The following is a 12,515-nucleotide window of genomic DNA, read 5'->3' on the forward strand; positions in this document are numbered from 1 at the left end:
AGCTACGTCATTGAATTTCGTGCGTTGGCCATGACCGCAAGCCGCGCAGCCAAGGCAGGCGTCGGGGTTGGCGCGGGCGGGAAGACCATTGGCGCGCGTTGATCCGCGTGGTGGCACGCAATGCGGGTGGGTCCGCCATCGACAGCGTCGATTTCGGGCCGCGTGCTGCGACACAGATCAGTTGCCAGAGGGCAGCGCGACGCAAACGCACATCCCGGCCCCAGATTAAGCGCCGATGGCGCCTCGCCAGAGGGCGGTTCGGAGGCAACCCGCAAGCCCGGAACCGGGCGCGGCGCGGCCTGTATCAAGGCACGGGTGTAGGGGTGGCGCGGATCGGCGAACAGCGATTCAGCCGGCGCTTCTTCAACGATGCGGCCAAGATACATCACGGCAACGCGGTCTGCGATGTGGCGGACCACGGACAGGTCGTGCGAAATGAAAACATAGGCCATCCCGAAATCACGTTGCAGATCCTGCATAAGGTTCACGATTTGCGCCTGAACTGAAACGTCCAAGGCAGACACAGGTTCGTCGCAGACGATCAATCGCGGGCGGGTTGAAATGGCGCGCGCTATGCAGATCCTTTGGCGCTGTCCCCCCGAAAATTCGTGCGGATAGCGATCAGCATGGTGCGGTGCCAGCCCGACCCTTACCAATAGTTTGTTCACGGTTTCATGGGCGCGTTTTCCGGTGGCGATATTGTGAAGCAACAAGGGCTCCAGCAGCGTTTCGCGCACGGTCATGCGTGGGTTGAGCGATCCGAAGGGATCTTGGAACACCATCTGCATATTGCGCCGAAGCGCTTGAAGCCGATGGGGCGGCAGCTTGGAGATATCCTCGCCATCCAGTTTCACCGAACCAGACGTCGGTTCCAACAGACGCAGCAATGCGCGGCCCGTGGTTGATTTCCCACAGCCGGATTCTCCGACGATTGCCAGTGTTTCACCTTTCCCAACTGAAAATGAGACATCTGACACGGCCTGAACCACGTGCTTGGAGCCCTGAAGGAAACCGCCGCCCAACGGGAAGTGTTTGGTCAAACCCGATACCTCAAGAACGGGCGTTGGCAGCGCGGGGGTCTTTGGTGTGGTCATACCGAAATCTCCTCGATGGGGGCGCGCCAGCAGGCGACCAGCCAGTCCTTGCCGATTTCGCGCAGCGGTGGTTGGCTGGCACGGCATTCTTCGGTGGCGAGGGGGCAGCGCGATGCAAAACGGCATCCTGCGGGCATGGCCCATGGCGGTGGAACCGAACCGGGAATGGTCTCCAGCCGGTCGGAATTGGTATCCAGACGCGGCACCGCAGCCATAAGCCCAAGCGTGTAGGGGTGCATTGGTCCATTGAACAGATCCCGCGCGGGGGCGCGCTCAACGACCTTGCCCGCATACATGACCACAACATCATCACAGGTTTCCGCAACGACACCAAGGTCGTGGGTGATCAGCATGATGGCAGCGCCAGTCCGGTCCGACAAATCGCGCATCAGATCAAGGATCTGCGCCTGAATGGTCACATCCAGCGCCGTCGTCGGTTCATCCGCGATCAGCAGGTCGGGGTTGTTGGCCAGTGCCAGCGCGATCATGACGCGCTGGCGTTGACCGCCGGACAGTTGGTGGGGGAAGTCGTCAACACGTTTCGACGGCGAGGGCAGGCGCACCAGATCAAGCAGTTCGATCGCGCGTTCGCGGGCCTCGCGACGGTTGGTCATACCGTGGGCGCGCAGGCATTCGATGATCTGTGCGCCGACCGTGTAGACCGGGTTCAGCGAGGTCATCGGTTCTTGAAACACCATGCCCATGCGGCCGCCGCGCAGCGCGCGACGTTCCGAATTGGACATGCTCAGCAGGTCGCGCCCCTCAAACAGGACTTCGCCGCCAACGTATCGCCCCGGCGGGGTCGGTATCAAACCCATGATCCCCAAAGAGGTCACCGATTTGCCGCAGCCGGATTCCCCCACGATGCCCAGCGTAGCGCCGCGGTTGACCGTAAAGCTGACACCGTCCACCGCCATGAACGTGCCGGTATCGGTCTTGAATTCGATTTTTAGGTCACGAACATCGAGTAGGGGAGTCATGAATCGCCTCGAAGGTAATTGATCGGCGCCGCCTCGTCATGGGTTCGGTTACGGAAATCGAGGGTCTGGAACGCCTCGGCCGCGCGGGCTTGCGCTGCCTCAAGACCGTCAAGCGCCTCATCCAGATCAAAGGTGGTCAACACGCCGTCGCGGACCAGGGCCTTGCCGTCGACAAAGGTATCGGTGACAGCGCGTTCGCCCGCGACGTAGATCAACGAGGCCAGAGGATCGCGCAAGGGCCGCATCGCACGATGGCTGATGTCGGCAAGGAACAGGTCCGCTTTCATACCCGGGGCCAGTTTTCCGATATCATCCATCCCCAGCACCGAGGCGCCGCCAGTTGTCGCCGCGTCAAATGCGCTGGTGGTGCGCAGATCGTAGGGGTTTTGGGAAATGATCCGCGAGTTGATGAGGGCGTGCCGGATTTCTTCAAGCATATTATGCGGATAGGTGTCGGTCCCGATCCCCATCGGGATGCCATTGCGCAGATAGCGGCCAAACGTATTCATGGTCACGCCGCGGCGTTGGAACACGGTCGGGCAATGCGCCACGGCAGCGCCGGAACTTTTAAGGGTGTCGAAATCCTCGGCCCCGGGCCAAGCGGTCCACGGGTGATCGTTCAGAAAGATGCCGTGGCCGATAATCACGCCGTCCGTCAATACGCCCAGATCATCCAGCCATTCAATCGGCGTGCGACCGTGGCGCGACGTGATTTCGTTGAATTCGACCATGCTTTGCGCCGCATGGATTTGCATTTTCACGCCACGCGATTGTGCCTCGGCAAAGCTGTTGCGGATCAGCTCAGCGGAACATGTGTCGATCTGCGCCGGGGCAACCATGCCCGACAACCGGTCGCAGGGATGCGCGATTGCCTCATCGACCACTTTCAACGCCTCATCCATGACGCCGCGCCCGTCATCCTCTGCCCATTCGTATTCGACGGAATGGCCGGTTTTGGTGAACCAGCGGGCCGAACGATACATCGGTGCAATCACGACGCGCAGACCGGATTGTTCCGCCAGATCCAGCCAGTTCTCATAAGGCACGGACAGGTCGACCACGGTCGTCACGCCGGACAACGCCAGTTCGGAATAGGCCACGCGGGTGGCAAAGGGGGTGCCCTGTGCGTCAGGGCGAAACAGAGGCATGAATTCGTAGAGCGAGGACATCCGCAACCCGGGAGAGCCGAGCTCATCCAGCATGCCCTTGTTCATGGCTTCGGAAGAGGGGTGCGAGTGGATGTTTACAAGGCCGGGGCTGACAAGACGTTTGGACCCGTCGATCTCTTCCGCGACCGGTCCTTCCCAGGTTCCGCCAACTTGCAGAATTCCGGTGTCGTCAAAAGCAAGGTCTTGGTTCTGCAAAAGCGTATGGCCATCCGCATCGGCATCCCAAGCGATGATGTAGGCGGCGTTCCTGATGACGGTGGGGCTGGTCATGTTATCTGTCCTGTTGTGCGAAGGCTGGGCCGCCCGGAAAGCCCGGACGACCCGTGATCTTTATTCGGTGAAGGTAAGCTGGAGGCCCTTGTAGAGGCCGGCGCCGTAGATGTTGTGCGCTTCGAACGGAGCGAGCTTGGTCGAATATCCGATCTGCATCGGGCGATGGTAGATCGGCAACCAGACGGCGTTGTCATGCACCTTGTGCAACACTTTGGCATAGGCCGCCGCGCGATCCGTTTCATTGGTGGCCTGAGACCCGGCAACCAACAATTCGTCGGTTTCGGGGTCGTTCCAGTTCATCCGGTTGGGGGTCGGAATATTTGCCGAGCGGAAATACAGGTTCAACGCATCCCCGGCGGAAATATAGGGATAGCCCATCACGTACATTTCGAACTCGTCGGTGGCCGACTTGCCCCAGTAGACGGTCGAGTCCATGGGCTCGATCTGCAGTTCAATTCCGACCTTCAGAAGGTCAGCCTGCACGGCTTCGGATGTCTGTTGCCATTCGCCGGTGAACGAAATGGCCAGCGGCTCCATGACCTTGCCATCTTTTTCACGCTTGCCGTCGCTGTTCAGAACCCAGCCAGCTTCGTCCAGAAGCGCAGCAGCCTTTTCAGGGTCATACTTCAGCAGGCTGTCGTTCAGCGTGGCGTCATAATCAAGCGCGCCCGAGGAAACATAGGAATAGGCCGGCTCGACCTCGCCAAAGAACAGATCCTCAGCCATGGCTTCCTGGTTTACCGCAAGGTTGATGGCCTGACGCACCTTCACATCACCCACAAGATCCTTGGTGATCTTGAAGCCCATGTAATTGGTCCAAAAGGCGCTTTCGGACTTGATCACATTGATGTTGGGCGCGGCGCGCAACGTGCTGTAGCCGATGAACGGAATGTATGGCGAAATATCGCCCTGTCCGGTCAACAACGCGACGGTGCGGGTCGCCGCTTCGGGAACGATTTGCCACGTCACTTTTTCAACTTGCGCGGGGCCCCTGTTTTCATAGTTGGCCGGCCCCCAGTTATAGCCGTCATGCCGGGTCATTACGACCTTGTCGCGCGGGGTCCAGCTTTCCCAGCAGAACGGACCCGTGCCGTTGAAACCGGTCACGCCAAAATCCTTGCCCAGGGTTTCGTAGGTGTCCTTGTCGATGATCGAGCCAAAGCTTTGAGCCAGTTGATACAGAAGCTCTGAATGCGGCGCGTTCAGCTCATATACCACGGTGGTGGCATCGGGGGCGGTGATCGATTTGACGTCGCCCATGCGCCAGCGCACGGGGGATTTGGTTTCCGGATCCTGCCAGCGGTTCAGCGACCATGCGACATCTTCGGCAGTCATTGGTTTGCCGTCGCAAAAGCTTACGTCGTCGCGGATCTTGAAGGTATAGGTCAGCGCGTCATCGGACACATCCCAGCTGCTTGCCAGCAAGGGTTCGATGGTTTTCATATCCTCGGCCAGACCGACAATGGTGTCAGACAACATGAAGATGATTTCGGCGCCCGACTGGGCCGTGGTGCGTGGCGGGTCATAGTGGTTGCTGTCTTGCGCACGAATGATCGTCAGTTCCTGCGCGGCCACGGGCAACGCCAGGGCCATGGCAGCGGCAAGACCGAAGCCGGCGCGCTTGATGGGGGTCGGTGTCATGATGGAAAATGCTCCTTGTTGGGGGTGCGGTAGTTTCTGAGAGATCGTCGTTACGCCTGAAGCCGCGGGTCCAGCACATCGCGCAGCGCGTCGCCGGCGACGTTGGCAGACAGAACAATGATGAAAATCACGACGGATGGGATCACTGCGATATGCGGTGCAAACAGAAGAAAATCGCGCCCTTGGGACGCCATCATGCCAAGTTCGGAGGCAGGCGGTCTGGCCCCCAGTCCAAGAAAGGAAAGGGTCGCGCCGATCAGGATCGTCTGGCCAAAGCGAAGCGAGATGAAGATCATGATGGAGGAAATCGCGTTTCGCACCAGATACCGGTTGAAAAGTTGCAGGTTTGAAAGGCCGACGGCACGGCCCGCTTCAATGAACTCCTGCTTCATCACGCCGATCGCGATGCCGCGCGCCACCCTTGCGCAATCGGGGATGGATGAAATCCCCAGCGCGATCACGATGGGCACGATGCCTTGCCCCATCACGGCAACCAGGGCCAGGGCCAAAAGGATCGCGGGAAAGGACAGCAACACATCCATGGTGCGCATGATCCACGGATCGATCTTTGCGTTGAACGCAGACAGCAGGCCAAGAAGAGAGCCAAAAAATCCACCCAGCCCAACGGCCGCGAAACCGATAAGCAAGGTCAGCCGCGCCCCGTAAAGCAACCGGGAAAAAATATCGCGCCCCTGACCGTCAGTGCCAAGCCAGTGCTCTGCGTTGCCCCTTGCCATCCACGCCGGAGGGGTCATGACGGATCGGGAATTCGATGCGGGATCATGCGTGGCCAGAACTGGCGCGAATATGGCGCCAAGAATGACCAATGCCAGTGTCAACAACGCCAGGAACGCGGCACGATCCCGTAACAATCTGCGCAGCCAGTGGGCCCGCGCGGGTGCTGTAAATTCCTGAGAAACGTCGCCCTCTATGCTGCCGGAGATCTGTGGGGCAGGGGGCACATTGGTTGATGTCACGCTCATTTTCTCACCCTTGGGTCAAGCAGGGAGTACAGAATGTCGACGATCAAATTCACGGTGATGAACCCCAGCGCAAAAATCATGATGGTGCCCTGAGCGACCGTGAAGTCAGACGACATGATCGCGCCGACCGCGAGCCGTCCAAGGCCCGGCCAGCTAAAGATGGTTTCGGTCACGACGGCGCCGCCCAGCAGATACCCGACTTGCAGACCAATCAGCGTCACCACAGGAATAAGGGCGTTGCGCAACCCATGCGCCAGGATCACCCGGGTTTCCGACAGCCCCTTGGCGCGCGCGGTCCGCACATGGTCAAGTTTCAGAACTTCAAGAACCGAAGATCGCGTCATGCGCGCCACCGGCCCGATCAGGATCGATCCAAGCGATAGGGCGGGCAGGAACAATGCCATAAAACCTTCGGCGGTGTACCAAGGGCCCGGTCGACCAATGAAGGGAAAAATCTGCCACTTCACGCCAAGAAACTGGATCGCCATCAGCGAGATGAAGAAGATGGGCAAGGACACTCCGGCCACGGACAAGGCCATGATTGCCCGGTCGATGAGTGATCCGCGCACGACGGCGGCAAGCGTTCCCATGGCAACGCCCACCGGCACCGACCAGACCATCGAACCGATCATCAGTTCCAGCGTCGGCCACAGAGCGGCGCCCAGTTCAGAGGTGACCGATTTGTTGGAGATCATGGACCGTCCCAGATCGCCGACAGCCATACGCTGGAGGTAGCTCCAGAATTGAACCAGGACCGGTTGGTCAAGGCCCATCTCTTCGCGGATGGCGGCCACGACATCGGCGGTGGCGGTCGGACCCGCCACCACCATCGCGGGGTCGCCCGGAACGATCTGCACCAGCAGAAATCCGAACAGCAACACCCCGAAAAGGACCGGAACCGACAGGACCAGGCGATGAAGGACGGCGCTGATCATGTCAGGGTCGCGTCCCGCTCGAACACCGTTTCCCCCCCGCGGATCGTCAGGACACACTGTCCACTCAGGATTTTCTCGGGGTCGACCGTAAAGAAGTCGGTATCGAACACGGACACATCCGCCAGTTGCCCGGGGATCAGGCGACCTTTTCGGTCTTCGTCGTGCACGCCATAGGCGGCCTCATAGGTGTAAAGGTGCAATGCTTCTGCCACGGACAGTTGTTGCCCATCGCCCAAAACCGTCCCGCCGTCGGATTTGCGCGTCACCATGGCATAGATATTGGCAAACGGGTTGGGGTCGGTCACCGGGCAATCCGTCGATGCGGATGGATGCAACCCCGCGTCAAGCCAGGTCTTGTAGGGGTAGCAGTCATGCGGCCTGTCAGGGCCAAGGCACATGAAATACCCTTCCCCGAAGTAGTACAGGAACGAAGGCTGCCCCGCCGGGATGACGCCCATGGCTTTCATCCGCTCAAGTTGATCCGGACGGTGCCAGCCGCAATGTTCGATCCGGTGGCGACGATCGGGCGCGGGCGTATCGGCATATGCCTTTTCATAGGCGTTCAAAATCATCTCGATTGCCGCGTCGCCAATCGCGTGGGGGGCCATCTGATAGCCCAAACGATGCGCCTTCAGGACCAGTTCGTCGACCTGTTCCTGTGACAGGCAAGGCACGCCAAAGTTGGTATCGTCGTTGTAGTAGGGCACTGACATCCACGCGGTACCGGCCCCGGCCGATCCGTCGGTGAAAATCTTTACCGGCCCGATACGGAACATGTCGTCGCCCGCACCCGTCACCAGCCCCTCGGCATAGGCGATATCAAGAATGTTCTTTTCCAGATCGCCCATCAACGTGCCAGCGACCCGCACGGGCAGGCGTCCATCCCGGTTTGCGATCTGGTAGGCGCGCAATTCGGGTTCGCCCGGCCCCATGCCGATACCGGCTTCCATCACCGAGGTGATGCCAAGCGACAAAAGCTCGGTCCCGGCGCGTTCGATCGCATCGACGAAATCCTCGGTCGACGGTTCGGGTTGCGCCTTTTGCACCGGCGCACGCGCTGCTTCGAACAGCAGCCCGTTCAATTCGCCCTCGGCACGGCCGATCTTGCCGCCGTAAGGATCGGGAGAGTTGTGGCCGATTTCCCCAAGTTGCAGCGCCATGCTATTGCATACCGCTGTGTGACCACAGGCGCGGGTCAACATGACCGGGTTGTTGGGGGCGACCGCGTCAAGTTCGCGGCGATGCGGATGGCGCAGTTCGGCAAGCTTGTCGTGGTCATAGCCCCGACCCGTGATCCAGGTGCCCGGTTCGGCCTTGGCGACGGCTTCGGCCACCTGATCAAGGATCGCCTGAACGGTGGTCATCCCTGCCGCCGCGCGTAGATCCAGATTGAGCTTGCTCATACCGTACATGTGCAGGTGCAAATGCGCATCGTTCAGGCCGGGCGTTGCAAGGCGGCCTTCAAGATCCACGATTTCGGTGTCCGGCCCGGCCAATTCAGCGATGTCTTTCGCGGACCCAACCGCCAGCACCTTGTCGTCGGAGATGGCAATCGCCTCGGCGAAACCTTCGTTCAATCCACACCAGATTTTGCCATTGGTAAGGATACGTGACGGAATGGTCATTTTCGTGCCTTTCAGTGCATCAATCGATTAGTAGCCAGCGCCGCGGTTGACCGCGCCCGGAGGGGTAAGCCCTTGAACAAGGGCTTCGTAATTGTCAGCCAACTGCCGCAGCACCTCGGATCGGGTGGTGTCAGACGCCTTGTGCGGCGTGATCACGACCTTGGGATGGGTCCAGATCGGGCTGTCCTTTGGCAGAGGCTCAAGGCGAAACACATCAAGGGACGCCGCCGACAACTGCCCTGAATCGAGGGCCGCAAGAAGATCCTCTTCGATCAGCTGCTCTCCGCGTCCCAACTGAACAAGGACCGCCCCCTTGGGCATGGTTGAGAACAGCTCGGCATTCAGGATGTCCCGGGTCTGGGCCGTCAGGGGGAGCAAGTTGATCAGAATGTCGGACCGCGCCGCCGTTTCGGCGATTGCACCATCCCCTGACAGAAGCTCGACCTCGGGTTCAGGTTCGCCGCCCGATCTGCTGGCGCCAATCACCTTGTACCCCATCGTGGCCAGAGCCCGCGCCGTGTGACGGCCCATGAGCCCGAAGCCAAGTACACCGACCGTCACATTGGAGGCCATGTCTGCGCGGAAGGACCGGTCCCAGGTCTGGGTGGCTTGATTGTTGATGTAGGTTCCCATTTGGCGGTGATGATGAACAACGTGCCAAGCGGCGAACCCCGCCATCATGCGCGCCTGTTCTTCGTCGCGGATACGGGTCACGACGATGTCATCGCGCAGGGACGGGCAGGCGATAAGCGAATCCACTCCGGCCGCGATTGACGACACCATGCGCATATTCGGGTAGGCGTCGAAGGCATCATCGGCGGGCAACCAGGCCAGGGCGCAGGTCACCAAAGACGGGTCTTCAACCTCGCTCGGGCGCACAAGGTGGACTCTCGGGTCCGCTACCTCGGCCATGTTGGCGGCCAGATCAAACGTCTCGGACAGGGCGACAACTGTAATCCGTGTTGGCAATGTCATATCTTTCATTGATCAAAATCCGGGTGCCGCGCCTTGCAATGACGAAGGTAGGCCTCCCATTCGGCGTCCGGCTTGCTCGAAGCCTGGTGGCTTTCAATCCAGCCTTCTTCCTGCTGTGCGGTGTGCTCTGCCAATTCGTCGGACAGGATGTTCATCTGCCCGCCAGTCCCCATGATCGCCACTTGCGCACGGCAAGCGCGTTCAAGGTCCATCATCGTACGAAACGCCTCGCCAACCGTTCGGCCACAGGTCAAAAGACCGTGGTTGCGCAGGATCATCGCGTGTTTGTCGCCCAGATCGTCGACGATCCGGCCGCGCTCTTCGTGGTTCAACGCGATGCCTTCATAGTCGTGATAGGCAAGCCGATTGAAAAAGGGCGCGGACCACTGGTTCAGCGGCAACAGCCCATCTTTCAATGAGGCCACGGCGACCCCCGCCACGGTATGCGTATGCATGACGCAAGCGACGTCGGGCCGGGCGGCGTGGACCGCGGAATGAATCGTAAATCCCGCCTTATTGATCCCCAATCCCTTTGGATCGTACAGGACCTGTCCCTCCAGATCGACGGTCACAAGGTTGCCTGCGGACACCTCGTCAAAGCGCAGCCCGTAGGGGTTGATCAGGAACGCGTGGTCCCCCTCGGATGCGGGCGCTTTGGCCGAAATATGGGTGAAGATGCTGTCATCCATGCCGAATTCGGCAAGCAGCCGATATGTGGCCGCCAGCTCTACCCTTTCGATCGGTAGGCTGGATTGGATGGACTTTTGCGGGCTCATGAAGGTCTCCGTTAATCTTGGCAGTTCGGTCCCGAATCGTGACGGGTTGTACAAAATGTCGCAGGTCATTTGTGAACTGTCGACAATCTTCACGTCGACTTTTCGAAAAAAAGATTTCATGGACGACCGGTGCTACAAAATGTAGCTTCGCCTGAGCAGGACGGGGATCAGCCTCAACGATGTCGGAGAGCGGGCAACAATGACCAACATAGATAAGGCATCACACCCCGATAGCGCGCTCTTTTCTGAGTTGCCCTCGGCAGATTTGGCCAGCCGCATTGCCGATCAGGTTTTGCAGGCCATCGGTGATGGCCGGTTGATCCCGGGGCAGAAGGTCGCCGAAGCACAGCTTGCGCGTGAGATGGGAACGTCGCGCGCGCCGGTGCGCGAAGCGCTGCGTTTGCTGGAAAGTCAGGGGTTGATCGTTTCGCATCCCCGCCGAGGCTTTTTCGTGCACTCTTATGATGCGGACGAATTGGACGACATCTATGATCTCAGAGAGTGCCTGGAGCTTCACGCGGCTGAGGCGGCAGTGGCGCGTATCACCGATGCTGATGTCGACAGGCTTGCCGCGCAAGTGGAGCTGCTCAAACGGTTGGCCCAAGACGGTCAGATGCAAGAACAGGTCACCCAGGATTACGAGTTTCACAGAATGCTGTGCGCCTTGGGGGACAATATGCGGGTGGTGCGCTTGTTCGATCAAATCGCAACCCAGCTTCGCGCTGGAATTGCCTTGCTTGGACGGAACTACGACGATCCTTGGGAGATCGCGCAATCGCATGATGTGCTGATCGATGCCCTACGCCAAAAAGATGCGGCCCGGCTTCGGTCTGAATTGAAAGAGCATCTGGAAGAGGCGCGGTTTCAGGTTGTTGCGCTGTTCCGCAACGATAACGGGTAAGGGCTCTGATGCACAAATCGGGTGAGGGATTCATGTCGTGAATCCAGCGTGGTAGCTGATGGGCGTGAGCAAATCGACGGCACCGAGCTACAAGACTACGAATTGGACTGCCTATAATGAGGCGTTGAAGCGCCGCGGGTCACTTACGATCCACTGGCCGGTAGGCCGATTGCCTGCAATTACCGTAAGGCTGGTTCGATCCCGAGATGAAGTGGGATGGCGGCCCGTGCACTTGGCACGCTGGCCTTCTTCCCCGGTTTCCTGACCGAGACCGGTGGGCGCGTCACCGAGATGGCTATGGCAACCTGGGATGATGACAAAGGTCTCGTGCGCCCGGTGGAAGGCAACGTAACCTTGCCCCTGCGCCGTACGAAAGGGCGTAAGGTGCGGACGTGTGGTTGGCGCAGTAACGGATCGATCAAGGAGAAGCGGCAGTCTTCAAGCATTGGTATTGTTCGGCCACCGTTACTGAGGCCAAAGTGCAGACTTGCCTCTGCTGCGACACAGAATGGCGTCAGTATGGGCTCGAACCGGACCTTAGCTGCGTGATGTGCCAAGGTCGGCTCAGGGCCGGTCACGTCGCTCCGGCAGGCGCTGCCACCGCGACTTTGCAAAGGGCGATTACTGCGCGGTGCTGCCGTTCATACGGGGCGCAGCGAACGGCAGCACCGCGCGCAACTGTGTCGATGACATCAAGGGGCAGGTCTTACCTTGAATGGCACTTTGGGCTGTAATGGCACTTTGGGCTGTAAGGTGCCATTTCTCTTTTAGGGGACCAAAAGCTTTCCACTCATCCCCAACATGCGCCAGATTGGTGAGGATGCGGCGTGACCGGACTGCGAAGGGCGGTATTTGCCCGACACCGACCAAGATTTCCAGTAGACCCGCGCTATATGGATGCGCCGCATGTTCTGTGTCACGTAGCCAGTACATTCGGCCCGACCAAAATCGATCAGCCAAAATGTACCTTGAAATGTACCCCGAACTACCGGAGCTCAGTTTTTATGTTCAATCCCAATGCTTTCGCCGGAATTGATGGCGGAGAGACAGGGATTCGAACCCTGGGAACCCGTGAAGGCTCAACGGTTTTCGAGACCGCCCCGTTCGACCACTCCGGCACCTCTCCGCGGGGGTCTGTGAGGGGAGCGTTTAGTGGGGAACGG

11 protein-coding genes and 1 tRNA gene are annotated in these 12,515 nt (G+C 59.6%); 1 reads left to right on the forward strand and 11 read right to left on the reverse strand.

All coding sequences use genetic code 11. The annotated features are described in order from the left end of the window. Positions 1-2: 2 nt before the first annotated feature. Genes E1B25_RS19460 through E1B25_RS19500 form a run of 9 tightly spaced genes read right to left on the reverse strand, consistent with a single transcriptional unit; the run spans position 3 to position 10,451 of the window. A complete protein-coding gene (locus E1B25_RS19460) occupies positions 3-1,094 on the reverse strand; it encodes an ABC transporter ATP-binding protein (protein WP_245510787.1) in 1,092 nt (363 codons plus the stop codon). Continuing rightward, the gene (locus E1B25_RS19465) at positions 1,091-2,074 is read right to left on the reverse strand and encodes an ABC transporter ATP-binding protein (RefSeq protein WP_132831249.1); all 984 of its coding nucleotides are present in this window, start codon (positions 2,072-2,074) and stop codon (positions 1,091-1,093) included. Before E1B25_RS19465 ends, E1B25_RS19460 begins: the two co-directional genes overlap by 4 nt. Next, the gene (locus E1B25_RS19470) at positions 2,071-3,513 is read right to left on the reverse strand and encodes an amidohydrolase family protein (protein WP_132831250.1); all 1,443 of its coding nucleotides are present in this window, start codon (positions 3,511-3,513) and stop codon (positions 2,071-2,073) included. Before E1B25_RS19470 ends, E1B25_RS19465 begins: the two co-directional genes overlap by 4 nt. Before the next feature lie 60 nt (positions 3,514-3,573). Beyond that, the gene (locus E1B25_RS19475) at positions 3,574-5,157 is read right to left on the reverse strand and encodes an ABC transporter substrate-binding protein (RefSeq protein WP_206338595.1); all 1,584 of its coding nucleotides are present in this window, start codon (positions 5,155-5,157) and stop codon (positions 3,574-3,576) included. 50 nt (positions 5,158-5,207) lie between these two features. Further along, positions 5,208-6,140: an ABC transporter permease gene (locus E1B25_RS19480; protein WP_132831251.1), complete on the reverse strand. Its 933-nt coding sequence runs from the start codon at positions 6,138-6,140 to the stop codon at positions 5,208-5,210. Continuing rightward, positions 6,137-7,075 (reverse strand): ABC transporter permease, encoded by a 939-nt coding sequence (locus E1B25_RS19485; protein ID WP_132831252.1) that lies wholly within the window; start codon positions 7,073-7,075, stop codon positions 6,137-6,139. The genes E1B25_RS19480 and E1B25_RS19485 overlap by 4 nt, the downstream gene beginning before the upstream one ends. Beyond that, positions 7,072-8,700, reverse strand: a complete 1,629-nt coding sequence (locus tag E1B25_RS19490; protein ID WP_132831253.1) for an amidohydrolase — start codon at positions 8,698-8,700, stop codon at positions 7,072-7,074. The genes E1B25_RS19485 and E1B25_RS19490 overlap by 4 nt, the downstream gene beginning before the upstream one ends. Positions 8,701-8,727: 27 nt before the next feature. Further along, entirely contained in the window at positions 8,728-9,675 is a 948-nt protein-coding gene (locus E1B25_RS19495) for a 2-hydroxyacid dehydrogenase (protein WP_165937699.1), read from the reverse strand. A gap of 5 nt (positions 9,676-9,680) precedes the next feature. Then, entirely contained in the window at positions 9,681-10,451 is a 771-nt protein-coding gene (locus E1B25_RS19500) for a class II aldolase/adducin family protein (RefSeq protein WP_132831255.1), read from the reverse strand. A gap of 199 nt (positions 10,452-10,650) precedes the next feature. Between E1B25_RS19500 and E1B25_RS19505 the strand changes: the two genes are divergently transcribed. Then, positions 10,651-11,352, forward strand: coding sequence for a GntR family transcriptional regulator (locus E1B25_RS19505; RefSeq protein ID WP_132831256.1), 702 nt, complete (start codon positions 10,651-10,653; stop codon positions 11,350-11,352). Positions 11,353-11,973: 621 nt separating this feature from the next. Here E1B25_RS19505 and E1B25_RS19515 read toward each other — a convergent pair. Together E1B25_RS19515 and E1B25_RS19520 are read right to left on the reverse strand one after the other, a co-directional pair. After that, on the reverse strand, positions 11,974-12,285 hold the full coding sequence (locus E1B25_RS19515; protein ID WP_132831258.1) for a hypothetical protein: 312 nt from the start codon (positions 12,283-12,285) through the stop codon (positions 11,974-11,976). Positions 12,286-12,388: 103 nt separating this feature from the next. Next, positions 12,389-12,478 (reverse strand) — tRNA-Ser (locus E1B25_RS19520). Positions 12,479-12,515 lie beyond the last annotated feature (37 nt).

This window comes from Antarcticimicrobium sediminis (genome assembly GCF_004348975.1).
Lineage (GTDB): Bacteria > Pseudomonadota > Alphaproteobacteria > Rhodobacterales > Rhodobacteraceae > Antarcticimicrobium > Antarcticimicrobium sediminis.

Excerpts from the sequence above, each read along its gene's own strand:
- E1B25_RS19460 (WP_245510787.1), bottom strand. The coding sequence starts at position 1,094 with ATGACCACACCAAAGACCCCCGCGCTGCCAACGCCCGTTCTTGAGGTA.
- E1B25_RS19465 (WP_132831249.1), bottom strand. The coding sequence starts at position 2,074 with ATGACTCCCCTACTCGATGTTCGTGACCTAAAAATCGAATTCAAGACC.
- E1B25_RS19470 (WP_132831250.1), bottom strand. The coding sequence starts at position 3,513 with ATGACCAGCCCCACCGTCATCAGGAACGCCGCCTACATCATCGCTTGG.
- E1B25_RS19475 (WP_206338595.1), bottom strand. The coding sequence starts at position 5,157 with ATGACACCGACCCCCATCAAGCGCGCCGGCTTCGGTCTTGCCGCTGCC.
- E1B25_RS19480 (WP_132831251.1), bottom strand. The coding sequence starts at position 6,140 with ATGAGCGTGACATCAACCAATGTGCCCCCTGCCCCACAGATCTCCGGC.
- E1B25_RS19485 (WP_132831252.1), bottom strand. The coding sequence starts at position 7,075 with ATGATCAGCGCCGTCCTTCATCGCCTGGTCCTGTCGGTTCCGGTCCTT.
- E1B25_RS19490 (WP_132831253.1), bottom strand. The coding sequence starts at position 8,700 with ATGACCATTCCGTCACGTATCCTTACCAATGGCAAAATCTGGTGTGGA.
- E1B25_RS19495 (WP_165937699.1), bottom strand. The coding sequence starts at position 9,675 with ATGACATTGCCAACACGGATTACAGTTGTCGCCCTGTCCGAGACGTTT.
- E1B25_RS19500 (WP_132831255.1), bottom strand. The coding sequence starts at position 10,451 with ATGAGCCCGCAAAAGTCCATCCAATCCAGCCTACCGATCGAAAGGGTA.
- E1B25_RS19505 (WP_132831256.1), top strand. The coding sequence starts at position 10,651 with ATGACCAACATAGATAAGGCATCACACCCCGATAGCGCGCTCTTTTCT.
- E1B25_RS19515 (WP_132831258.1), bottom strand. The coding sequence starts at position 12,285 with ATGTACTGGCTACGTGACACAGAACATGCGGCGCATCCATATAGCGCG.